Source organism: Kitasatospora sp. NPDC008050 (assembly GCF_042957465.1).
Taxonomy (GTDB): domain Bacteria; phylum Actinomycetota; class Actinomycetes; order Streptomycetales; family Streptomycetaceae; genus Kitasatospora.
This window is the reverse complement of sequence record NZ_JBIBIJ010000008.1, coordinates 314,275-336,229: the sequence shown is the minus strand read 5'-3', so window position 1 is coordinate 336,229 and position 21,955 is coordinate 314,275. Positions and strand designations below refer to the sequence as shown.

General features: G+C 72.9%; 19 protein-coding genes and 1 pseudogene. 12 read left to right on the top strand and 8 right to left on the bottom strand.

The window, feature by feature from the left end; genetic code table 11:
- Window positions 1-23: 23 nt before the first annotated feature.
- Window positions 24-1,577: an MFS transporter gene (locus ACFZB9_RS18760; protein WP_391448435.1), complete on the top strand. Its 1,554-nt coding sequence runs from the start codon at window positions 24-26 to the stop codon at window positions 1,575-1,577.
- A gap of 74 nt (window positions 1,578-1,651) precedes the next feature.
- Here ACFZB9_RS18760 and ACFZB9_RS18755 read toward each other — a convergent pair whose 3' ends face one another.
- Complete coding sequence (locus tag ACFZB9_RS18755) at window positions 1,652-3,787, bottom strand: FUSC family protein (RefSeq protein WP_391448433.1); 2,136 nt, start codon at window positions 3,785-3,787, stop codon at window positions 1,652-1,654.
- 288 nt (window positions 3,788-4,075) lie between these two features.
- Between ACFZB9_RS18755 and ACFZB9_RS18750 the strand changes: the two genes are divergently transcribed.
- A complete protein-coding gene (locus ACFZB9_RS18750) occupies window positions 4,076-4,888 on the top strand; it encodes a YoaK family protein (protein ID WP_391448431.1) in 813 nt (270 codons plus the stop codon).
- A gap of 11 nt (window positions 4,889-4,899) precedes the next feature.
- The gene (locus ACFZB9_RS18745; RefSeq protein ID WP_391448429.1) at window positions 4,900-6,417 is read left to right on the top strand and encodes an MFS transporter; all 1,518 of its coding nucleotides are present in this window, start codon (window positions 4,900-4,902) and stop codon (window positions 6,415-6,417) included.
- Here ACFZB9_RS18745 and ACFZB9_RS18740 read toward each other — a convergent pair.
- Both ACFZB9_RS18740 and ACFZB9_RS18735 read right to left on the bottom strand, forming a co-directional pair.
- The gene (locus ACFZB9_RS18740) at window positions 6,414-7,034 is read right to left on the bottom strand and encodes a TetR family transcriptional regulator (protein WP_391448428.1); all 621 of its coding nucleotides are present in this window, start codon (window positions 7,032-7,034) and stop codon (window positions 6,414-6,416) included. The genes ACFZB9_RS18745 and ACFZB9_RS18740 overlap by 4 nt on opposite strands.
- A 122-nt stretch (window positions 7,035-7,156) precedes the next feature.
- Entirely contained in the window at window positions 7,157-8,185 is a 1,029-nt protein-coding gene (locus ACFZB9_RS18735) for a GNAT family N-acetyltransferase (protein ID WP_391448426.1), read from the bottom strand.
- A gap of 175 nt (window positions 8,186-8,360) precedes the next feature.
- Here ACFZB9_RS18735 and ACFZB9_RS18730 point away from each other — a divergent pair, with 175 nt between their 5' ends.
- Window positions 8,361-9,011: a histidine phosphatase family protein gene (locus ACFZB9_RS18730; RefSeq protein ID WP_391448424.1), complete on the top strand. Its 651-nt coding sequence runs from the start codon at window positions 8,361-8,363 to the stop codon at window positions 9,009-9,011.
- Between the two features lie 35 nt (window positions 9,012-9,046).
- Here ACFZB9_RS18730 and ACFZB9_RS18725 read toward each other — a convergent pair whose 3' ends face one another.
- The 3 genes from ACFZB9_RS18725 to ACFZB9_RS18715 form a co-directional block, all read right to left on the bottom strand.
- The gene (locus ACFZB9_RS18725; RefSeq protein ID WP_391448422.1) at window positions 9,047-10,444 is read right to left on the bottom strand and encodes a sensor histidine kinase; all 1,398 of its coding nucleotides are present in this window, start codon (window positions 10,442-10,444) and stop codon (window positions 9,047-9,049) included.
- Window positions 10,441-11,127 carry a response regulator transcription factor gene (locus ACFZB9_RS18720; protein ID WP_391448420.1) on the bottom strand — a complete coding sequence of 229 codons (687 nt, stop codon included), beginning with the start codon at window positions 11,125-11,127 and terminating at the stop codon, window positions 10,441-10,443. Before ACFZB9_RS18720 ends, ACFZB9_RS18725 begins: the two co-directional genes overlap by 4 nt.
- A gap of 88 nt (window positions 11,128-11,215) precedes the next feature.
- The gene (locus tag ACFZB9_RS18715; RefSeq protein ID WP_391448418.1) at window positions 11,216-12,256 is read right to left on the bottom strand and encodes an NAD(P)-dependent alcohol dehydrogenase; all 1,041 of its coding nucleotides are present in this window, start codon (window positions 12,254-12,256) and stop codon (window positions 11,216-11,218) included.
- A gap of 320 nt (window positions 12,257-12,576) precedes the next feature.
- On the opposite strand from ACFZB9_RS18715, the gene ACFZB9_RS18710 reads away from it, so the two are divergent.
- Entirely contained in the window at window positions 12,577-13,026 is a 450-nt protein-coding gene (locus tag ACFZB9_RS18710; protein WP_391448416.1) for a universal stress protein, read from the top strand.
- A gap of 110 nt (window positions 13,027-13,136) precedes the next feature.
- On the opposite strand, the gene ACFZB9_RS18705 is transcribed toward ACFZB9_RS18710, so the two are convergent.
- Window positions 13,137-13,496: a hypothetical protein gene (locus ACFZB9_RS18705; protein ID WP_391448415.1), complete on the bottom strand. Its 360-nt coding sequence runs from the start codon at window positions 13,494-13,496 to the stop codon at window positions 13,137-13,139.
- A 467-nt stretch (window positions 13,497-13,963) separates the two neighbouring features.
- On the opposite strand from ACFZB9_RS18705, the gene ACFZB9_RS18700 reads away from it, so the two are divergent.
- From ACFZB9_RS18700 to ACFZB9_RS18690, 3 genes are all read left to right on the top strand, one after another.
- Window positions 13,964-14,539 (top strand): universal stress protein, encoded by a 576-nt coding sequence (locus ACFZB9_RS18700; RefSeq protein WP_391448413.1) that lies wholly within the window; start codon window positions 13,964-13,966, stop codon window positions 14,537-14,539.
- 447 nt (window positions 14,540-14,986) lie between these two features.
- On the top strand, window positions 14,987-16,459 hold the full coding sequence (gene zwf / locus ACFZB9_RS18695; protein WP_391448411.1) for a glucose-6-phosphate dehydrogenase: 1,473 nt from the start codon (window positions 14,987-14,989) through the stop codon (window positions 16,457-16,459).
- A 370-nt stretch (window positions 16,460-16,829) separates the two neighbouring features.
- Window positions 16,830-19,070 (top strand): FUSC family protein, encoded by a 2,241-nt coding sequence (locus ACFZB9_RS18690; protein ID WP_391448410.1) that lies wholly within the window; start codon window positions 16,830-16,832, stop codon window positions 19,068-19,070.
- A gap of 1 nt (window position 19,071) precedes the next feature.
- On the opposite strand, the gene ACFZB9_RS18685 is transcribed toward ACFZB9_RS18690, so the two are convergent.
- Window positions 19,072-19,587 carry a universal stress protein gene (locus tag ACFZB9_RS18685; RefSeq protein WP_391448408.1) on the bottom strand — a complete coding sequence of 172 codons (516 nt, stop codon included), beginning with the start codon at window positions 19,585-19,587 and terminating at the stop codon, window positions 19,072-19,074.
- Window positions 19,588-20,064: 477 nt separating this feature from the next.
- Between ACFZB9_RS18685 and ACFZB9_RS18680 the strand changes: the two are divergent.
- The 4 genes and pseudogenes from ACFZB9_RS18680 to ACFZB9_RS18665 all read left to right on the top strand — a co-directional run.
- Window positions 20,065-20,232, top strand: a pseudogene (locus ACFZB9_RS18680) (lycopene cyclase family protein); the annotation flags it as partial.
- Window positions 20,233-20,254: 22 nt separating this feature from the next.
- Complete coding sequence (locus ACFZB9_RS18675) at window positions 20,255-20,503, top strand: GMC family oxidoreductase N-terminal domain-containing protein (RefSeq protein ID WP_391448406.1); 249 nt, start codon at window positions 20,255-20,257, stop codon at window positions 20,501-20,503.
- Window positions 20,467-21,318 (top strand): nucleic acid/nucleotide deaminase domain-containing protein, encoded by an 852-nt coding sequence (locus ACFZB9_RS18670; protein WP_391448404.1) that lies wholly within the window; start codon window positions 20,467-20,469, stop codon window positions 21,316-21,318. The genes ACFZB9_RS18675 and ACFZB9_RS18670 overlap by 37 nt, the downstream gene beginning before the upstream one ends.
- Window positions 21,319-21,399: 81 nt before the next feature.
- Window positions 21,400-21,813, top strand: a complete 414-nt coding sequence (locus ACFZB9_RS18665; protein ID WP_391448402.1) for a hypothetical protein — start codon at window positions 21,400-21,402, stop codon at window positions 21,811-21,813.
- The last annotated feature ends 142 nt before the right edge of the window (window positions 21,814-21,955 follow it).

Below are 21,955 nucleotides of genomic sequence, written 5' to 3'. Positions count from 1 at the left end.
GGACGCACTGACGGGATGAACGCGTGGACACCTCCTCCGCCCCGCAGTCCGTGGCACGGCATCCGGCTCCCGATCCACGCCGGTGGATCGTCCTGACGATCCTGTCGGGGAGTCTGCTGCTGATCGCGATGGACACCACGATCCTCAACGTCGCGTTCCCCTCGCTGGTGGCCGACCTCCAGCCGGGGTCGGTCGAGCAGTTGTGGATCATCGACGTCTACGCGCTGGTCCTCTCCGGCCTGCTGGTGACCGCCGGGGCGCTCGGCGACCGGTGGGGACGCAAGCGCCTGCTCCTGCTCGGCTTCGCCGTCTTCGCGCTCGCCTCGCTGCTGGCGGTCTTCGCCACCGCCGCCTGGCACGTCATCGCCGCCCGCGCCCTGCTGGGGGTGGGCGGCGCGGCGATCATGCCCTCCACCCTGTCGATCCTGCGGGAGGTGTTCACCGACGCGCGCGAGCGGGCCTTCGCCTACGCGGTGTGGTCCGCGGTCTTCGGCGGTGGCATGGCACTCGGCCCGGTGATCGGCGGCCTGCTCGTCCAGGACTACGGCTGGCACTCCGCCTTCCTCCTCAACATTCCCACCGCCCTGCTCGTCATCGCCTTCGGAGCGTGGCTCCTGCCCGAGTCCCGTGTCCCGCGCGTGGGCACCTGGGACTGGTGGGGAGTGGGCCAGTCGATCGTCGGGATGCTCGCCCTGGCCGGCGGCATCAAGCAACTCGGCAAGAGCGGACCGGACGACTGGGTGCCCTGGGTACTGCTGGCGCTGGCCGCCGTCACACTGACCGTCTTCGTGCGCCGTCAGCTGACCCTGGCTCACCCGCTGTTGGAGGTGCGCCTCTTCACCGACCGTTCGTTCAGCATCGCCACCACCGCGATCTTCCTGGGCATGGTCGCCATCGGCGCCGTCCTGTTCCTGGTCACCCAGTGGTTCCAGTACGCGCGGGGCTATGACCCGCTGGAGGCCGGGGTGCGGCTGCTGCCCGCTCCACTCGCGCTGATCGCCGCCTCGGTGGCCGCGCCGACCCTGATGCACCGCTTCCCCATCCGTCAGGTGCTGGGCGGTGGCCTGGCCGTGATGACCCTGGGCCTGGTCCTGCCGTGGATCTTCCGGCGGTTCACCGAGGTCGACTACCCGCTGATGGCCATCGCGCTGGCGGTCCTCGGGCTCGGCGTGGGCGTGGCCACCACCGTCGCCTCCGTCACCCTGATGGCCGCGACCCCGGTCGCCCAGGTCGGCAGCGCCGCCGCCATCGAGGAGACCTGCTACGAACTGGGCGCCGCCATGGGGGTCGCCATCCTCGGCAGCCTCGCCACCGCCCTCTACCGCCACAACCTGCCGTCCCTGCACCTGGAGGCACCCACCGAGCAGGCGGTGCACGACTCGGTGGGCGAGGCCGTCCACGCCGCGGACGCGCTCACCGGCACCGCGCGCGAGGACCTGGTGGCCGTGATCGCCACGGCCTACACCCACGCCCTGGTCACCACCTGCCTGGCGGCCGCCGCCCTGACCCTGATCGCCGCCGTCCTGGCCCGCACCCTGATCCCACCCGACCTGCGCCCCACCGAGAACAGCCACTGACCGGGTACGCCGCCGGCGGTGACCGACGTCTTGCACCGGCGTAGGGCCGGCCCGCGCGGCCCTCGGCGAGCGGTTCAGCGCCCCAGCCTGGCCGAGCGGGCGACCGCGGTGAGCCAGGCCTCGGTGTCGGCGATCAGCAGCAGGTCCAGGGGCGGTGTGCCGGCGGCCTGCTGGACGGCGCAGCGCAGGATCGGCGAGGCCTGGGCCGGGTAGGCGTGCGCTGCCGCCGGGGCCGTCCGCTCGGCCTCCCCGCGCAGGACAGCGGCGGCGCGCAGGCACTCGGCCGCCGTCCGGTCGGCCAGGGCGGTGAGGTGGGTGACGGCCTCGGGCGGCAGCGGGCCGCAGCGGCCGTTCGCGCCCAGGAGCACCAGTTCGCCGCCGGTGAGGGACTGGTAACCGGGCATCATCGCGTTCTCCCAGTGCGGCTCGGGGGCAGGGGAGCGGGGGCGTTCGGCGCGGTACTGGACATAGACGGCCTGGGCCAGCGCCATGGCCTGGTGGCCCGCCCGCAGCGGGTCCTCGTCCGCGGCGCCGCCCTGGCAGAGCCGGGCGGTCACCGCCCGCGCGGTACGGGCTCCCTGGACCGTGAAGTCCGAGATGGTGTGCCGGAGTTGACCCCGAGCGCCGCGCGGCCAGGCGAGCAGGGCGGCCACCGCCCCGATGCCGCCGCCGCCCAGCACGGCGAGGAACCGGATCGCCGGCAGGTGCACGTCGGGCGGCTCGATCTGGGTGAAGAGCAGCACGATGAGCAGCGTCATCGCGCCCTGGATCCAGGCCGGGCCGAGCACACTGCCCACGGCGAAGCCCACCAGCAGGACGACGGGTGTCGCCGCCGCGTAGAAGGCGGTGTTCTGGCCCACGGCGAGCAGCAGCAGGGTGGCCACCACGGCCCCGGTGGCCGTCCCGATCAGCGCGGGCACCAGGGCGGCCCGGGTGTCGGCGGCCGAGGTGCGCATCAGGCTGAGCGTTGCCAGCAGCACCCAGAAGCCGTGCGGTACGTCCAGCAGGCCGACGATCAGCCGCGCTCCGCCCAGGGCCAGCGCGGTGCGCAGCGCGTTCTGCAGCAGGACCGAGTGCGGGGTCAGGTGCAGGCGAAGCCGCCGCCACCACAGCGTGTACCAGGGGAGTACGGCGTAACCGAACGGGCCGTCGGGGCGGTGCCGGTGGACGCCGGGAGCGGCACCGAGCGCGATCCGGGCCGCCTCGTCGGCCACCAGCGCGCTCTCGGCCGCCACCCGGGTGACCGCGTCCTGGCGCAGGCGGACGGGTGTGGCCCCGGTGAGCGAGCCCAGCCGTTCGGCGTGGAAGGCCTTGAGGGAGGTGTGCAGGGCGTCGTCCGCCGGCTCCGGGACGCCCGAGCGCAGCCCCTGGGCAGCCTGCCGCAGACCGGCCGCCGTCCGGCCCAGCAGGTGCGCGGCGGCGGGGTTCAGCTCCAGCGCGTCCTCGGCCAGGTCGTCGAGCTGGTAGCGGACGTGCCGGGCGGCGGCCCGGGTCTGAAGGAGGCCGTGGTCCCGTACGGAGACCGAGGTGGGGCGCTCGGCCTGGGGCACCTTGGACATCCCGGTCGCCGTGAAGGTCCGCTCCACCGCCTGCGCCCGCACCTGGTGTCCGGCCGGGGACGCGTCGCCGGACAGCAGCTCCACGGTCGCCTCGCAGTAGTCGGCCAGCGCGGCGACCGCCTCGGCGAGCAGGACCCGGTACGGGGCCGACCGCGGGCCGGCCCACAGCAGCCGGTCGGTGAGGACGGTCAGCACGATGCCGATGGTCAGGCCCGCCAGGCGCTGCCCGAGCGTGTGGGGCTCGTAGGGCGGGAAACAGGGGAGCACGTAGTAGAGCTGCAGCGCGGGGGCCAGACCCGCCAGGCGGGGGCCGCCGACCCCCAGGAAGCAGACCACGAAGCTCACCACGAACAGGCCCAGGGCCGCGGCCCAGGTGCTGACGGCGAGCAGGGTCCCGGCGGTGACCATGACCAGCCCGGCCGGCAGGGCCGCGAGCTGGGGGCCGGTGCGGTCCCGGGCCGACCCCGGCAGCCGGGAGAACAGGGCCAGCGGCAGCGCGCCGAACATCGCGTACAGGCCCATGACCGGCCGGTGGAAGCCGTAGGTCAGGACGTAGAAGCCGGTGCATCCGGCCACGGTCACCCAGACCGCGCTGCGCAGCGCCCCGGGGCCCTCCGGCCGGCGCAGCAGCCACCCGAGCGGCCCGGTCACCGCCGTGTCTCCTGGTGGCGAAGGCCGCGGCCGGTACTGCGGATGGTTCGGAGTCGGATCACACAGTGATCGTCGGTGGGCCCGGCGGGTGGCGCAACCCAGGTCGGGAGCCTTCCCGCACGGTCCATCCACCGATCGGTGGGCCGGGCGACGGGCTTCGAATCCGCCGCGACACCGGTCGGCCGGCCGACCGGTGCGCCGACCGGTGCCGCGTGTACTGGGAGCAGAGGGCCGGGCCGGTCGGGTCCGGCTCGCCGACCCGGCCACCCGCCGATGCGAGGAAGTCCGATGTCCCACCCGCTGATCAGCAGCACCTGTGCCCGGCCGAGCGGCCGGGTGCGGGAGCTCGCCCGGCGCGCCGTCCGCGGCCCGCGCCGGTGCGGGCGCGATCCGCTGCCCGCCGCTCTGGTGGGACTGACCGCGGTGACCGGGATGCTGGACGCCATCAGCTACCTGGGCCTGGGACGGGTGTTCATCGCCATGATGACGGGCAACGTCATCTTCCTCGGCCTCGCGCTCGGCAAGACCGTCGGCCCCTCCGGCCCGGGCCCCGCGCTGGCCATCATCAGTTTCGCCCTGGGCATCGTGCTGGCCGCCCGGACCGCCAAACTGGCCACCCGACGGGCGCGCCAGCACTGGTTCTTCCACGCCATGGCCGTCGAGGTCGCCCTGGTGGCGGCCGCCACCGCCGTGGCGGCACTCGCCCCGCCCACCGCGGCCACCACCCGCTACGTGGTGATCGCGCTGCTCGCGCTCGCGATGGGTGCGCGCTGTTCGACCGTGCGCCGGCTGGACGTGCCGGACTTCCCGATCACCGTCGGCCTCACCGGCGCGCTGATCGCCCTCGTCCACGAGTCCCCGCTGGCGGGCGGCGGACGGGCCCGGGCGGAGCGCCGACTGGGCGTCGTGCTGGCGATGGGTGTCGGCGCCACCGCGGGCGGATTCCTGATGACGAGCGTGGGGCTGAGCTGGTCCCTGCTGGCCGTCGTCGGAGTGCTGGCCGCCATCACCCTCGCCGTGCGCGTCCATCCGGGCGGTCCGGCCACCACCGGCCCGAACCGGCCGGCCCCGGTGTCACCGGGGTCCGTGCAACGGGCCTGAAGGAGCAAGCCATGACCGACCGTTCCCCGCGCGCCGCCGTGGCAGCGCCCGACCGGCGCCGCCGCCGGCTGGTGCTGGCCGCCTGCTCGATGAGCATGCTGATCGTCGTCCTGGACTTCACCGCCATGAACGTGGCCCTGCCGACCGTGCAGCGCGATCTGCACACCTCCGTCGCCGGACTGCAGTGGACGCTCACCTCGTACGGACTGGTGCTGGCCTCGTTGCAGCTGCTCGCCGGGTCCACCGGCGACCGGATCGGGCGCAGGCGCACCTTCCAGGCCGGTCTGTCGCTCTTCGGGCTCGGCTCGGCGCTCTGCGCGCTGGCGCCCTCACTGGAGTGGCTCGTGGTGTTCCGGGTGATCCAGGCGATCGGCGGTGCGATGCTCACTCCGGTCTCGCTGTCGATCATCAGCAACACCTTCACCGGGGAGCGCGAACGGGCCCGTGCCATCGGGCTGTGGAGCGGCGTCGCCGGTATCGGGCTGGTGGCCGGGCCGTTGTTGGGCGGGGTGCTGGTGGGGAGCGTCGGATGGCGGTCGATCTTCTGGCTCAGCATGCTGGTCGCCCTGGGCGCCCTCGTCCTCATCACCCGCTACGTGCCCGAGTCGAAGGCGGCACGGCCGCGCCGGATCGACCCCGTCGGCCAACTGCTGGTCCTCACCCTGCTCGCACCGCTCTGCTACGCCATCATCGAGGCGCCGCAGCGGGGTTGGGGCGACCCGGTGATCCTGGCCGCGCTCGCCCTGGCGGCTGCCTCGGTGTCCGTGCTGCCGCTCTGGGAGGGTCGCCGGGCCGAGCCGCTGATCGACCTGCGGTTCTTCCACAGCGCACGGTTCACCCTGGCGGTGGTCATCGCCCTGTGTGCGACCGCCGCCTGCGCGGGATTCCTCTTCCTCGCCACGCTCTACCTCCAGGACGCCCGTGGGTTCTCCGCGCTGCGGACCGGGCTGTGGATGCTGCCGATGGCCGTCGGCACCGCGGGCTGCGCTCCGCTGGCCGGGCGGCTGACCGGTAACCACGGGCCACTGCTGCCGCTCCTGCTGTCCGGGACGGCGGTCGCGGGCAGCGGCCTGGTCTTCACCCTCCTGCACGCCGAAGCCTCCGCCGGGCCGCTCATCCTGGCCGGATACGTGCTCATCGGCGTCGGCTACGGGATGTTCACCGCTCCCACCACCCACATGGTCGTCTCCGGGATGCCCCGCGCTCAGGCCGGAGTCGCCGGGGGCATCGCGATGACCAGCCGCCTGGTCGGCCAGACCCTGGGGATCTCGGTCACCGGTGCCCTCCTGTCGGCAGGACTGCACCACCGGACGCACGTCGGCCCGGCCGTGTTCGCCGAGGCCAGTCGCTCGGCCTGGTGGGTCATCACCGGCTGTGGCGTCGCCATCCTCGTGCTCGGTGTGCTCGCCACCACCCGCTGGGCCGCGCGGGCCGTCCGTCGCACGGCCGCTCTCCCGCAGCCGGAGGCCGGGCCCGCGGACGGGCCCGCGGCGGACGACGGGGCCCGTCCGCCGCGGGCCCGGGGTTAGGCCGCGGGCCCGTCCGGTGCGGCCGGGGCCGGATGGACGGCCGCGAGCAGTTCGCCGACCAGCCCGAACAGCCTCTCCGGCTCGGCCGCGGCGAGCGTGCCGAGGGCGCCGGTGTGGCGGGCCAGCAGGATCCCGGCGAGGGCGGCCACCGCCAGCTCGGCCCGCAGCTCCGGGTCGGGGACGCCCTCCTCGGCGAAGCGGCGGCGGGTCGGGTCGACCAGGCGTTCGTAGAGCTGGGTGTGGGCGGCGTCCTGGAGCGCGGGGTCGGTGTGTGCGACCAGTGCCGCGCGGACCACCGGACCGGGGCCGCGCCGGGTCGACCTGCCGAGCAGGGCGCGCAGCCGGTCCTCGTCGAGCAGTCCCGCGGGCGCGCCCTCGCCCGACTCGGCTTCCAACGCGGCCAGATAGAGCTGCGTCTTGCCGCCGAAGTAACGGGCGATCAGCGCCGCGTCGACGCCCGCGCGTTCGCCGATCTCCCGCGTGGTGGTGTGGTCGAATCCCCGCTCGGCGAAGAGTTCCAGGGCGGCACTGAGCAGGAGTTCACGGCTGTGGCCCGCACCGCGCGAACGCCCGGCCGGTGCACCGGCAGCCGCCGCGGGCCGGTCATGGTCGCTCATCCGGGGGTCCTGTTCTGTGCCGCGGTCCTCAGCGGCTGCGCCGGACCGTAGCGGCATCGTATCGGGCGACGACGATCCCCCTGGTCACGGACCGTGCCGCCCGGTGGAGACCGGAGCACCCGTCAGGACGCGAGCGGGCGGGTGTAGGTGACGAACTCGCGGTCCACCACGAACCCGGACTTCTGGTAGAAACCCAGCGCACCCGACGGGTTGGCCGTGTCCACGGTCAGCGACGCCGTGTCGTACCCCGCATCGCCCGCCGCGCGCAGCGCCTGCGCCAGCAGTGCCGGTGCCGCGCCCCGGCCGCGATGGGCCCGGCGCGTGCCGAGGTAGCCGATATGACAGTCCCGGCTGCCGGTGACGGCCGTCTTCGCCGGGCTCTCCTCCGCCAGGAGGTACGCCGCCACCTCCTCCGTGCCCGCCCCGTCCTCCGTGCCCGCCGGCTCATCGCCCACCAGCAGGAGTCGTGACATCGCGGGCCGGAACGAGCCGGCGCCGGTGACCCAGGTGCGCCAGTCGGTTCGGTCGAGCGGGGCGAAGTCCCAGTGGTCGCGGAACGCGTCGTTGTGCGCGAGCCGGGTGGCCTCGTCGTACGCCGCCTCGAAGGGGACCAGCCGGGTGCCCTCGGGAGCCGGGCGGGGATCGGGTCGGTCCGCGTGCACCGGCTGCCGCATCTCGAACCACCAACGGCACGGTGTGAAGCCGCACTTCTCCGTCAGCTTCAGCAGCCCCTCGTCCCCGGCCCGGCCGCTCAGCAGCAGCTCGCCGCTCAGCGCGGACAGCTCCGGGTCCGCCGCGTGCCGGGCCCGGGCGCGCAGCTCCAGCCAGCCGACGAGCCGGGACCCGAGGCCGCGCCGACGCCAGTCGGGGTGCACCGCCGCCTCACCCTCGAAGCGTGCGACGTCCAGTGCGCCGTGCGGGGTGTACAGCACGGCGTACGCGACCAGCCGCGCGCCGTCCCACAGCCCCAGGCTGTCCTGCTCCAGGTCGAGCTTGGGGTCCGCCAGGACTTCGGTGAGCTCCTCGGCGTCGGCATGCCAGCCGGTCCGGTCGACGTGCTCGACCGCCTGGTGCAGCTCCAGCCAGGCGGGGACGGAGTCCTCGCTCAGCGGCCGGGCCGTCAGGCTCCCTGTGGTGTCCTGCTCCTCCATGGCTGCCGTCCTTTCGTGGGTCGTACCGCTCTGACGATCTTCCGGTGGCGGACCGCCTGTCGTCCGCCGCTTCCGCCGATCGGCTGAGGTGGGGCACCCCGGCGCGGCGGGAGAGTGGTCGAGTACCCGGCCGCGAACCGCGCGACCGTATGGACGACCGAGGAGAGGACCCGACATGGGTGATCTGCTGTTGATACGCCACGGCGAGACGGAGTGGAGCCGCGCCGGGCGGCACACCGGAACCACGGATGTGGCGCTGACCCACTGCGGCCGGGCCCAGGCGCAGGCCCTGGGCGGTGCGCTGGCCGCCTACCGGCCGGCTCTCGTCCTGGTCAGTCCGCTGCAGCGGGCGGTTCAGACGGCGGTGCAGGCGGGTCTGTCGGATCTGCGGTCCACCTCCGATCTGCGGGAGTGGGACTACGGCGGCTACGAAGGCGTGAGCACGGCCGAGATCCACCGGCGGCGGCCCGGCTGGGACCTGTGGCAGGACGGAGTGGTCCCCGGCGGCCACGAACACCCCGGCGAGAGCCTCGCGCAGGTCGCCGAGCGCTGCGACCGGGTGCTGGCACGGATCGCACCGTTCCTGGGCGATGCGGGGCCGCCGGACTCGGGCGATGTGGTGCTCGTGTCGCACGGTCACCTGCTGCGGGTGCTGACCGCACGGTACCTGGGGCTCGCGGCTGATCACGGCGCGCACTTCGCGCTCGACAACGCCGCGGTGTGCCGGCTGGGCACCGAACACGACCGCCCGGTGATCCGCGGCTGGAACCTGCCCACCCGCGCGGTCGCGCAGCAGGCACCGCCCGCTGCTGCGATGCAGGCGTGAGCGCGCGCCGCCGGCGGGCGTGCGCCGGGGCCGGGTCACGGCGCCGCCGCCTCGCTCGTGACGCCGTGGGCGAACCGCAGCCGGAAGAGCGCGCCGCCGCCCGGGGCCGACTCGGCGGTGAGCGCGGCGCCGTGGGCCTGCGCGATCTGCCGGGCCATCGCGAGTCCGAGGCCGGAGCCGGGCAGCGCCCGGGCGGCGGAGGCGCGGTAGAACCGGTCGAAGACATGGGGGAGGTCCTCGGGCGCGATGCCCGGACCGTGGTCCCGGACGGTCAGCTGGAGCGGCGAGCCGGTCAGCGTCACCTCGACCGTGCCGCCCGCAGGACTGAACTTGGCCGCGTTGTCCAGCACGTTGGAGAAGAGCCGGACGAGCCGCGCCGGCACGCCCGGCAGGGTGAGACCGACGGTGTCGGGTGCGACGGCCAGGTCGAACGCCACGGCGGGCCAGTGGTCGCGGGCCGCGGCCACGCAGTGCTCGACCAGTGCGGCCGGCCGCACCCGCTCCAGCAGCAGCTGCGGCTCCTCGTCCCGGGCCAGCTCGATCAGGTCGTTCACCATGCTGGTGACCTCGCGCAGCTGGCGGTTCAGCCCGGCCGCCGCCCTGTCCCGCTGCGCCGGCGTCAACCGGTCCGTGCGGGCGAGCAGTTCGGCGTTGGTGCGCAGCGCCGTCAGCGGGGTGCGCAGCTCGTGCGAGGCGTCGGCGACCAGACGGCGCTGGGCGGTGACCGACTGCTCCAGCTCGCCGAGCATGGTGTTGAAGCTGCGGGCGAGCCGGGTCACCTCGTCCTCGTGCCGGCCCGGCGGCAGCTCGATCCGCAGACCGGCGTCACGGGTGGCCGCGATCCGTTCGGCGGTGGCGGTCAGCCGGGCGACCGGCGCCAGTCCGGTGCGGGCCAGCACGTAGCCGAGCACCCCGGCCAGCAGGACACCGGCCCCGGCCACGGCCGCCATCAGCTCGCCGGCCTGGCGCACCCCGCGGTCCACGGCGTCCGAGCGCAGGGCGACCTGGACGGCCTGGGTGCCGCCGAACCTGGCGGTGTACATCCGGGCCGGGTGTCCGCTGATCTGGATGTCCGTGTAGTACGCCGGGCGCTGCCCGGCCGCGACCTGGCGGGTTTCCGCGGTGACCGGCAGCAGGTAGGGCTCGGCCGGGTCCAACCGGGTGGCGGCCGGGACGATCTGCGTGCACGCGGGCGCGGCGAGGTAGCCGCACTCGCCGTAGACGACGCCCGGCGGGTGGCTGCGCTCCTGCTGCTGGAGCATGGTGGCCTGCTGGACGAGGTGCAGGTCGAGCTGGTGGCGCAGCTCGTAGCGGACGATGGTGAAGGCCGCCAGGCACACGCCGATCGCCACCAGGGCGACCGCCGCCGACCCGGCGAGCGCCAGCCGGGTGCGCAGCGGCCGGCGCCGCCGCCAGCGGGCATGGGCCCTCACGCCGGGTCCAGCCGGTAGCCGATGCCGTGCACGGTGTGCACCAGCCGGGGCTCGCCGCCGGCCTCCAGTTTGCGGCGCAGGTAACCGATGTAGACGGCCAGGGAGTTGGAGTCCGGGCCGAAGTCGACGCCCCAGACCCGTTCCACGATCATCTCGCGCGGCAGCACCTGGCCCGCGTGCAGCATCAGCAGTTCCAGCAGGGCGAACTCGGTGCGCGAGAACTCCATCGACCGCTCGCCCCGGCGCCCGCTGCGGCCGGCCGGGTCGATCGCCAGGTCGCCGACGCGGATCATGTCGTCACTGGGGTGGGGGACCGTGCGGCGCAGCAGCGCGCGCAGTCGTGCGGCCAGTTCGTCGAGCGCGAAGGGCTTGACCAGATAGTCGTCCGCCCCGGCGTCCAGGCCGTCCACCCGGTCGCTGACCGAGTCCCGTGCGGTGAGCACCAGGACCGGAGTGCGGTCGCCGAGCGCGCGCAGCTGCCGGCAGACGGCGAGGCCGTCCATGACGGGCATCAGGAGATCCAGCACGATCGCGTCGGCCTGCCAGTGGCCGAGCTCGGAGAGGGCCGCGAGGCCGTCGGCGACACCCCGTACCGCGTAGCCCTCGACGGCCAGACCGTCCTCGACGGCGCCGCGGACCTCCGGGTCGTCGTCCACGACGAGGATCTTCCACTCGTTGCTCATGGGACAACCCTCTCAAACAGCGCTTTTAGAACTCTCTTAGAGGGTCCGCCCAAGGTCCGCGAGGGTCCGCCCAAAGTCCGCCCGGGGCTCAGATGGTGGCCGTGTCGATGACGAAGCGGTAGCGGACGTCGCTCGCGAGCACCCGCTCGTAGGCGTCGTTGATCTCGTCCGCGCGGATCAGCTCGATCTCGGCCGCCACCCCGTGCGCGGCGCAGAAGTCCAGCATCTCCTGGGTCTCGGCGATGCCGCCGATGCCTGAGCTGCTCATGCTGCGGCGGTTGCCGAAGAGCGACTGGAGCACGATCTGCACCGGCTCCTCGGGGAGACCGAGGTTCACCATCGTCCCGTCCGTGCGCAGCAGCGAGGCGTAGGCGGCGAAGTCGAGCGGCGCGGAGACGGTGTTGAGGATGAGGTCGAGGCTGCCCGCGAGTTCCTCGAAGGTCTTCGGGTCGCTGGTGGCGTGGTAGTGGTCGGCGCCCAGCCGCAGGCCGTCGTCCTTCTTGCGCAGCGACTGGGACAGGACCGTGACCTCGGCACCGAGCGCGTGCGCGATCTTCACGGCCACGTGGCCGAGGCCGCCGAGGCCGACGACGGCGACCTTCTTGCCGGGGCCGGCGTTCCAGTGCCGCAGCGGTGAGTAGGTGGTGATGCCGGCGCACAGCAGCGGGGCCGCCACGTCCAGGGACAGGCCCAGTGGGATGCGCACGACGTAGTTCTCGTCGACGACGACCTTCTGCGAGTAGCCGCCGTACGTGGGCTGCCCGTCCTTGCCGACGGCGTTGTAGGTCCACACGGGGCCCTCGGCGCAGTACTGCTCCAGGCCGGCTTTGCAGTTGTCGCACCGGCGGCAGGAGTCGACCATGCAGCCGACACCCACCCGGTCGCCGACCCGGAACTTCGTCACGCCGGGGCCGACCTCGGCGACCACGCCCGCGATCTCGTGGCCGGGCACCATCGGGAAGATCGCCTCGCCCCAGCCCTCGCGGGCCTGGTGGATGTCGGAGTGGCAGATCCCGACGAACTTGATGTCGATCATTACGTCGCTCTCGCCGACCGCGCGGCGCTCGATGGTCGTGCGCTCCAGCGGGGCCTTGGCGGCGGGCGTGGCATAGGCGGAAACGGTGGTCATGGCGGGGGTTCTCCTAGAGCTCCTGGTCCGGCCGACGAACTACCTCCATTGTCGGAGACACCCGGCCGACTCTCCTGCGGACGCCGACCCGGCGGGATTCCCGGCGTCGTCCGGAGCGAATCGGTGGGAGCGCGGTCCACCGGTCGGTCGACCGGTCGGGGGTGCCGGGGGCGGGCCGCGGCTGCCTAGCGTTGAAGGCGTCCGAGGGGCCGGCCCGGTCATCACCGGGAGCCTGCGGATGGCGGGCCGGTCGATGGGACCGGCCGCCCGAACGCCGGGACCCTCCCGGTGGCAGCCGTGACCGGTAGGAGATGGACGTGATGGGCAGCGTGAACGAGAGCACGGCCGAGGGCCGGATCGTGGTCGGGGTGGACGGTTCGCCCTCCTCCCGGCGGGCCCTGGAATGGGCGATCGGCCAGGCCCGGGCCACCGGCGCGGTGGTGGACGCCGTGGCCTGCTGGGTCTATCCCGCGATGTACGGGGTCGTCATGGCCAAGCCGGAGCCCCGGCTGGGCGAGGAGACCGGCCACACGCTGGCCCGCACGGTGGCCGACGTGGCCGGGGGCGACCCGCCCGTGGAGATCCGGCAGACCGTTCTGCTCGGCAACGCCGCCGAGGAACTGCTGGGGCGGGCGGCGGGTGCGGACCTGCTGGTCCTGGGCAGGCGGGAGCACCACGCCTTCGTCAACGTGCTGGCGGGCTCGGTGAGTCAGTACTGCGTCCAGCACGCGCGTTGCCCGGTCGTGGTGCTCCGTGACTTCGACCACTGACGGTCCGGCCGATGCCCGTTCCTTCTCCGGTGCTCCCGCCGACCCGGCGGAGCACCAGGGCCGTCACGTCGTCGCGGGCGCGGGCGCGGCCGGGGGCGTAGGCGTGCAGGTCATGCCGCAGGGCCTCGGCCGTCCCGGCCGAGTCCTCGCCAGGCCGGCAGGCGGTCCTCCAGCGGGTAGAACTCGCCCGCCAGGGCGGCGACCATCGCCGTCACCACCGCGCTGACCACCCCGTCCGCGACGGAGGCGGGCGGTTCGGTGAGGTAGAGCAGGGGGCGGACGGTGGCGGTCAGCAGCGCGGCGACCACGGTCATGCGGAGCGAGCACAGGCCGGCGGCCAGGGCGCACAGCACGATGATCATCGACGTGAGGTGGACGGAGCTGCCCGCCAGCACGTCGGGCGTCACGATGAGGAGGCTGAGCCCCAGCAGCCAGGCCAGGGCAGCCGCGTCGCCGATGCGCGGTGGCACGGCGGGCGGCTGCGTTGAAGGACCGGGCGCGCTCACCGCGGCATCACGTTCTCGACGTTCTCACGGCGACGGGGCCAGGACCTTCGTCGAACCTCATGCGCTGGGCAACCTTCGGTCACGGTCCGCCCCGAACGGTCCAGGGACGCACGGGTCCTGTGCCACCGGGCCTGACGACTGCTCTTCACCGCCTACCGGGCCAGCGTAGAAGGCGCCGGCCTCGCTCCGGGCCGCTCGGCCGGGGCGATACCACCGGATGGCGTACACCCGCCGGACCGGCCCTCGGTCTCGGGGTCGGATGCTGATGCGCCACCGGTCGGGCGGTCGGCCGGGATCCACCACCGCATGGTCCGATCGGCCGACCCGTCCGCCCGGGCCGGCTCCTAGCGTGGAAGGCGGCCCCACGGTGAGCGACAGCGGCGGACTGCGGGGGCCGTACCACGGACCGGACCCGGAGGAGTGGAGAGAGCATGTCGGTACTCGTGAAGCGTGTGGTGGTCGGTGTGGACGGCTCCCCGGGAAGCCTGTTGGCACTGCGGCGGGCCGCGTACGAGGCGCTGCGCCACCAGGCCGAGCTCTGCCCGGTGCTGGCATGGGAGCTGCCCGGTGGCGACGCGCCGCGCCCCTCGAAGCCGACCTCCTTCCCGGCCCTCGACGCCCTGTGCCGCCGTTACGAGAAGGCGGCCGAGAAGCGGCTCGCGGCCGCTTGCGATGCCGTCCTCGCGGACATCCCGGACATTCCGGACGGCGTGCGGCTCTCGCCCGCGGTCCTTCGGGGGCAGCCCGGCCCGGCCCTCGTCGCCTGCTCGCGGCACGACACCGACCTCCTCGTGCTGGGAGTCGGCGGTCACCGCCCGGGCCACCGCTTCCGCGGCCGCTCGGCCCGGCGGTACTGCCTCAAGCACGCCCGGTGCCCGGTGCTCATCGGGTACTCCGCCGTCCAGGGCAGCTGCGTCGGCCAGTTGGCGCCACCCGGGCCGGCGGGCGACTCCCGGGGCCGAGGGGTGGGGAGGGCGGGAGGCGGCAGCTGTGCACCCGCAGCCTGACCGGGGGGCTGACCGCAGCCGTCGTCCGCTCGTGATCGCCCACCGCGCCGGGGGCGGCAACGCGTCCGACTACCGCGAGGCCGCCCGGCTGGGCGCCGACGCCGTGCTCACCGACCACCCCGCCGCACTGCTGGCCGTCACCGGCCGCCGTGCCTCGGCGCCCTTCGCCGCGGAGCCGCTCGCCGTGGCGCCGTTCGTCGCCCCGCCGATCGTCGGCGCCTCAAGCGGGTCGGATGGCCCATCCGGAGGAAGAACACCGCGGCGCCGTGTCCCGGCCGACGAGGACGGCAGGAGGGCCGCACCATGTGCTGTGGACGGACCGACCGCAGGTGCCCTGGCCCGGCGAACCCGTCGCGCTCCCGCCCCCTGTGGCCCCGGCGAGTTCACGGACAGGATCCTCTCCGCGATGCGCGGCGAGTTCGGCGGACACGCAGAGAAGCAGAATCCATGACCACCACAGCGCCCGCGGCCCCGACCGCCCCCATGACCACCGACCGCCCCGAGCACCACGTCATCGTGCTGTTCGGCGCGACCGGCGACCTCGCCCGGCGCAAACTGCTCCCGGGCCTGTTCCACCTCGCCAAGGCCGGCCTGCTCCCCGAGGATTACCGGATCGTCGGCTCGGCACCGGCCCAGTACGCGCTCAGCGATGAGGAGTTCCGCCGGCACGCCGAGGATGCGGTGCGGGAGTTCGGCCTCGCCGAGCCCACCGGCGCGAGCTGGCAGGCCTTCGAGGACCGCTTGAGCTTCGGCGCTGCCGACCCGGAGGATCCGCAGCCGCTGCTCACCGCCGTCCGGGCCGCCGAGCAGGCCATCGGCGGCAGCCCGCGCCGGCTGTGCCACCTGGCCGTCCCACCGGCCGCGTTCACCTCCGTCATCGGCATGCTCGGCGACACCGGCCTGGCCCGCGACACCCGGGTGATCATCGAGAAGCCGTTCGGCACCGACCTCGCCTCGGCCCGCGCGCTCAACGAGACCGTGCACGCCGTCTTCGACGAGTCCCAGGTGTTCCGCATCGACCACTTCCTGGGCAAGGAGTCCGTCGACAACATCCTCGCCCTGCGCTTCGCCAACGGACTGTTCGAACCCGTCTGGAACCGCGAGCACATCAGCCACGTCGAGATCGACGTGCCCGAGACGATCGGGATCGAGGGCCGCGCCGCCTTCTTCGAGGAGACCGGCACCTACCGGGACATGATCGTCACCCACCTGTTCCAGGTGCTCGGCATCGTGGCCATGGAGCCACCCGCCTCCCTCAGCGCGCAGCCCCTGCGCGACGAGAAGGCCAAGGTCTTCAACGCCCTCGAACCCCTCGACCCCGCGGCCGTGGTGCGCGGGCAGTACGACGGATACCGGGCCGAGCCAGGAGTGGACCCGAACTCCCAGACCGAGACGTTCATCGCGCTGCGCGCGCAGGTGGACAACCGGCGGTGGTCCGGTGTCCCGTTCTACCTGCGCTCCGGCAAGTCGATGGCCAAGCGCCGCCAGACCGTCACCCTGCACTTCAAGAAGCCCCCGCGGCGGATGTTCCCCGACGACGCGCACGACGGCCCCGGCGCGGAACGCGGCAACGCCCTGGTGATCGACTTCGACGATCCCGGCTGGATCAGCGCCCGCTTCCTCACCAAGGAACCGGGACCGGCGATGCGGCTCGGCGCCGCGGAGATGACCTTCCGCTACGCGGACTCCTTCCGGCGCCGGCACGGCCTGGAGGGCTACGAACGCCTCCTGCTGGACGCGATGCTGGGCGACCAGTCGCTGTTCACCCGCTCGGACTCCATCGAGCGCCTGTGGGAGATCTCCGGCGGACTCCTGGCCCACCCACGGCCCGTGGAGCCGTATGCGCCCGGCTCCTGGGGACCCGGGTCGATCGACGGGCTCATCGCGCCGCACCACTGGTACCTGCCCGACGACGAGTAGGGAGCAGCAGTGATCCAGGTGACGGTCTGCGGTCCCGCGCAGGTCGGTGCGGCCGAGGAGGCGGCGGTCCGGGAGGTCGGAGCCCTCGCCAGGACTTCCGGCACGTATCGGACCTCTGGACCCCGAACGCCGGCTCACGGGCGGGGCCAGGTGGTCCGCCGGTCGGGGGAGCCGGTCCCGGCGCGGGGCGGCCTGGCGTGGAACGCGATGTGACAGGCCGGCCGGACCATGCCCGGTCCGGCCGGACGGACCTGACAGCCGACCGGATCCCCGTCGGGACACACGTCGGGGACCAGCGGAGTGGACGAGGTGTTCCAGTGGCCGACGGACTGCGCGGACGCCCCGGGGCTCCCCGGCCGGGAGGGCGGCGGTGACGGCCGAGCGGCTCCTCGGTGGCGGGGCACCCGGCAGGTGGCTGCGTGCACAGCCGCAGGGACCGGCGGCGCTGCGGCGGGCGGTGCGGGTGACCGTCGCCGGGTGCGCGGGCTTCTACCCCTGCCGGTACGGCCTCGGCGACTCGGTGATCGCCCTCTACGCCATCTTCGGCGCGCTTCCCCTGAGCCTGTTCTGCCGGATTCCCGGTGGCGCGGCGCAGCGGGCCCGGACCCTGCTGCTGGCGCTGCCCGCCGGCTGGGTCCTGGTCACCCTGGGTACCCTGCTGGCGGTGCATGCCTGGGCGGCGGCCATCGGCATGTTCGTGGTGGGCTTCATCATCGCCTTCCTCACGGTGGGCGGACCGCGGCCGGCCGGTCTGGCCATCGCCTTCCAGCTGTTCTACGTGCTGCCCTGCTTTCCCCCGTACGCACCGGGGTCACTGGGCGCCAGGCTCATCGGCCTCACGATCGGGATCGTGCTGGCCGGCCTCGCCGAACGGCTGGTCTGTCCCGGCCCGCCACCGGTGCCCTACCGGACGGTGCTCGCCGACGCGGTGGCCGCCGTCGCCGCCTACAGCGGGGCCCTCGCCGACGACCTGCGCAGCCCGACGACGCCCCCCACGGCGGCGTACGAGCGGCAGGCACAGGCCGAGCAGGCCTATGAGGCGGCCCGGCCGGTCCGTCTGCCGTCGACCGAACGCCCCACCTCGCCCTCGGCCCGGGACCGGGCGCTCAACCAGGCGCGTGCGGCGCTCTGGCACATCCGCGGTCGGCTGGACCGACTGCTCGACGGCCGCGACGGCCGCGACGGCCGCGACGGTCACGACGGTCACGACGGTCACGACGGGAAGTCCGCCGCACCGGCCGCGGCGGCCTTGCTGGATCACGTCGCGGCGTCCCTGCGCGCCGACGCCGAAGCGCTGCGCACGGGTGCCGCCCCGCCGCGCGTCGACGGCCTCGACGCGGCCCTGGACGTGTTCGACGCCAGTCGCGTCGGTGAGCGGCCACCTCCCCCGGCTACCCGGTTGCTGCGCCACGCGATGGTGCGGGAAGTGGCCACAGCCACCTGGGTGGCGACGGAAGCCACCCGGATCGCGCTCGGCGGGCGGCCCCCGGCCGGAGAGCGGAGCCGACCGTACCGCCAGGTGTTCTGGTACGCGTTCGCACCCGCGCCCGTGCTGTGGTGGCGCCGGCTGGGAGTCCACCTGACGCCCCGTTCGGTCCACCTGCAGAACGCCCTGCGCACCGCGGCGGCGCTGGCCGCCGCCCGCCTGCTGGTCGGTGCGCTCGATCTCTCCCACGGGTTCTGGGTGCTGCTGGCAACCGTCAGCCTGATGCGTACCTCGGCCTCGGACACCCGCGCTGCCCTGCGCCCCGCCTTCCTCGGCACGATCGCCGGCGCCGCGGTCGCCGCGCTCATGCTCTTCCTGGTCGGCGACGTGCCCGCCTTCTACGCGGCGCTGCTCCCCGTCCTGATGCTCGTCGGCTTCACACTGGGCCTGGTGTGCGGCCCGGCCTGGATGCAGGGCCTGTTCACCCTGACCTTCATCGTGATCTTCAGTCAGCTCTCCACTCCCAACTGGCATCTCTCCGAGGTCCGGCTCACCGACGTCCTGATCGGCGGTGTGGTCGGAGGCATCGCCAGCCTGCTCGCCTGGCCCAAGGGCGGCTACGGCGCGCTGCGCAGGGACATCGGCGACTTCCTCGCCCGCGGTGCCACGGCGTGCCGTGCCGTGGTCACCGAAGTGAGCGGCCCGGCGACGGACGAGGACCCGCTGCGGCCCGCGCGCCGCGCGATGCTGCTCGCCGACGCGTCCTGCGCGCAGTACCAGTCGGAACACACCCACCAGTACACGGCGTCGTCCGGCTGGGAGGCGGCCCTGGCAGCCGGCCATTTCATCGTCTACGGCGGTGACTTCCTCCTCGTCCGCCACCGGAGCGAGGGGCTCGCACCCCTGCCCCCGGCCGCGGTGGCGGCGCTCTCGGCCCTGTCCGAAAGGGTGGCGGCGACGGCGCTGCGGACCGCGGACGCCTTCGGCACCGGGGACGTCGCGCAGGTGGACCGAACACCGGAGTGCCTGCCGGGCGGGTCGCACCCCCTGGAGGTCGCCGAGCAACTGGTCCCGGAGGTGACGGAGACCCACCTGTTCCTGGCCTCCGTCGAGGCCTGGCTGCTGGGAGTGGCGGACGACCTGTCCCAGTACCGCCGGGCCGTGACCGGTTCGACGACCGTGTAGATCATTTCGGGTTCGTGCGGTCCGGTGCTCCCGGGCGTGGACGGTGGTGTCGTCGGCACACCCGATCGGGGACGCACATGATCAGGACCGGGCAGCGGGCATGGGCCAGGCAGTGCCGGTGGACGGAGCCGGACAGGCTCCGGCGCAGGGGGCCGCTCAGGGGTCCGCGCGCATCGGACCCCAGGACCAGCAGGTCACCCTCCTGGTCGGCACCGGCCACCAGGACGGCACCGGGACGACCGCGCACGACCCGGGTGACGACCTCGGGGCTGTCCTCGAAGCCGGAGAGAGCCTGGTCACGCGCGGCGCGCAGCCTGGCCCTGGCCAGGTCGCCCCGGGCCTCGCACAGGGCGACCGAGGCGGGCCGCGTCACATACACGGCCTCGCCCCCGGGCGGGAGGGCCTGCACCAGCCACAGGGCCGCGCCGGACAGCACCGCCTCCTGCGCGCCGTACCGCAGCGCGCCCACGCTGGCGGGCGAGCCGTCGACTCCGACAACGACACGGTTGATCATCATCGACATCCCCTGTTCCCGGTATCGAACAGTCCCGGCGAACGGACAGTCCCGCACGTCCCCTGGCGGAGACGGCGACTCCCTTCATCGTTTCGCTGCGGCCAGGGCCTGTCTGTCGTCCGATCAGCCCCTCGGCAGGGGGAAGCCCACGATCTTCGCCGTCCTCGGGCCCGACACATTTCCTCAGTGGGGAACGCATCGGCCTCGAAGGTACAGCCGGGGATGTTTCCGCAATTCGCTTTCCTCACCTGGGCGATAGGAATTTTCTCGCCGATGCGAAAGGTCGTCATCAACTATGAGGTGTAAAAGGTGAGTTGAGAACGTCGGCCGCGTATCCGGCGTTCAGCTCGTTCACGGCTCGCCTTCCCCCGCGCGCCCATCCGATCGCAGGACACCGTCACGGGGGCGGGAAGCGGTACCACGGAAGCAGCGCGGGCCCGGAAGCGGGCGGAACGCGCTCTTTCGGAAGGACGAGAACCCATGACCGCACGAACCGCACAGCACGGGTACGACTACGTCGTGGTGGGGGCGGGATCGGCGGGGTGCGTGCTGGCTGCCCGGCTGAGCGAGGACCCCGGTGTCCGGGTGCTGCTGGTCGAGGCGGGGCCGCCCGACGACGCCCCCGAGATCCACGTACCGAGGGCGTACGCCCGGCGCCCGGGTCATCGGCGTGCGTGCCGAACGCCACGGTGAGCCGGTCGAGTTGCGTGCCGAGCGGGAGGTGCTGCTGGCGGCCGGGACCTACAACTCACCGCAACTGCTGATGCTCTCCGGCATCGGGGTGGCCGCCGAGCTGGCTGAGCACGGCATGAGGACCTACTCCGCCGTCCGGGCCCGGGTGGCGGTGTCGAACTCCACGTACTCGATGATCGCGCCGCCCGGGTGGCGGACGGTCAGGTTGCGGCCGGTGGGGACCTGATTCGGGCCGTCGAGCACCTCTCCGCCGTGGCGCCCGGTCAGTGCCAGGACCTCGTCCAGCGAGGTCACCACGGTGGTGGCCTGGGTGGCGCGGTACGGAGCCAGGGCCTCGGCGGTGCCGGCGATGAGCAGATAGCCGCCGATCCGGGCCAGTTCGAGGTCGCGGTAGGCGAACCGGAGGGCGGGTTGCTCGCCGGTGAGGTCGACGAAGGTCGGCAGTGCCCGCGGTTCAGGTCGTCCTGCACCTGCCCGGACGGGTCAACACGTGCCGTCGCAGCCATCAACGACCAGAAGGGGCTCCCGCAGAAAACGGTCTATGACCTAACCGTAGGTGACCTCCACACGTTCTATGTCCTGGCGGGCAACGCACCAGTCCTGGTGCACAATAACAACTGCCCACGGCAGATCGACTATGCGAGTGACGAACTCAGCACGGCCGCCTTCAACTACCGGGTATCCTCCGGCTACTGGGATGCGCAGCGGAATGTGGCAGTCGCCAACGTCCGGAGCGCAGACGGCAGCACGCGTCTGGTCTACGGCAACAGCGGTGGTTCTGCTGGACACGCCGAGCAGGACATCGTCAACCAACTCAAGCAAGGCGACGAGGTCATCGAACTGCACACGGACAGGGCACCGTGCCCAGATGTCTGCGCTCCATTGCTGAGCGGTGACCCACGTACGAAGAAAGCCATCATCACCTACGTGATCCCCTATGCGTCACCGGAGACTCCGGAGGGCCGTACGCTCAACAAGGCATGGGCTGACTACCTCGCTACACTGATCGCGACAGCCAAGAAGAACCGCGGTATCGGGTGATTCTTTGCCGGGCCGAGTGAATGAATCCGATCCACCCGGCCCGGCATTAGAATTCAAATAAGTTAGGACAGGGGAGTATTAGTGTTTCCTGAGCGTGTAAGTCAGGAAGAGGAGACGGCTCTCATCCGCCTGGTTGCTGAAGTTGAGGCCGACCTGCAGTACGTCGGACTGCCGGTCGTCCAAGGTGGAGACTGCACTGCGGGCCGACATGTCAGCTCATCATCTTTCGTCGTCTTCTACGACCCGAGCAGCGATGAGTCAGGCGGAGTCTTCGTCGAGTGGAGCCTCAGCCCCGAAATCAAGGGAGCTATTGTTGCTTCACCAGGACTTGCTATTAAACGCGCTATCCCCCTTGGCAGTGTCAGTCTTGAGGTTATGACTAACGCCGCCGATCGGATTCTCGCCGCGGCAGGTTGGGGAACAGATCAGGAGGCAGTTGGGGTCCACGAATCATCAATTCGAGTCTTCAGGGAAAGCGACCTGGTCGGCGAATAGCGCCGCCTGGCCTACAGCATCAGCCGCGACCTCTGCGAGAACATCGAGGAGGACTGAGGCCGCCAGGTCGTCTTGCCGGCCAGAGGATCTCTGAGGACGGCGACTACTGAGGGGCAGTGGTCGGATACGGACCGGAATCGAA

Bases quoted from the DNA above. Each gene is read 5' to 3' on its own strand.
- ACFZB9_RS18750 (WP_391448431.1), top strand. From the start codon at position 4,076: ATGTCCCACCCGCTGATCAGCAGCACCTGTGCCCGGCCGAGCGGCCGG.
- ACFZB9_RS18745 (WP_391448429.1), top strand. From the start codon at position 4,900: ATGACCGACCGTTCCCCGCGCGCCGCCGTGGCAGCGCCCGACCGGCGC.
- ACFZB9_RS18740 (WP_391448428.1), bottom strand. From the start codon at position 7,034: ATGAGCGACCATGACCGGCCCGCGGCGGCTGCCGGTGCACCGGCCGGG.
- ACFZB9_RS18735 (WP_391448426.1), bottom strand. From the start codon at position 8,185: ATGGAGGAGCAGGACACCACAGGGAGCCTGACGGCCCGGCCGCTGAGC.
- ACFZB9_RS18730 (WP_391448424.1), top strand. From the start codon at position 8,361: ATGGGTGATCTGCTGTTGATACGCCACGGCGAGACGGAGTGGAGCCGC.
- ACFZB9_RS18720 (WP_391448420.1), bottom strand. From the start codon at position 11,127: ATGAGCAACGAGTGGAAGATCCTCGTCGTGGACGACGACCCGGAGGTC.
- ACFZB9_RS18715 (WP_391448418.1), bottom strand. From the start codon at position 12,256: ATGACCACCGTTTCCGCCTATGCCACGCCCGCCGCCAAGGCCCCGCTG.
- ACFZB9_RS18710 (WP_391448416.1), top strand. From the start codon at position 12,577: ATGGGCAGCGTGAACGAGAGCACGGCCGAGGGCCGGATCGTGGTCGGG.
- ACFZB9_RS18700 (WP_391448413.1), top strand. From the start codon at position 13,964: ATGTCGGTACTCGTGAAGCGTGTGGTGGTCGGTGTGGACGGCTCCCCG.
- zwf (WP_391448411.1), top strand. From the start codon at position 14,987: ATGACCACCACAGCGCCCGCGGCCCCGACCGCCCCCATGACCACCGAC.
- ACFZB9_RS18685 (WP_391448408.1), bottom strand. From the start codon at position 19,587: ATGATGATCAACCGTGTCGTTGTCGGAGTCGACGGCTCGCCCGCCAGC.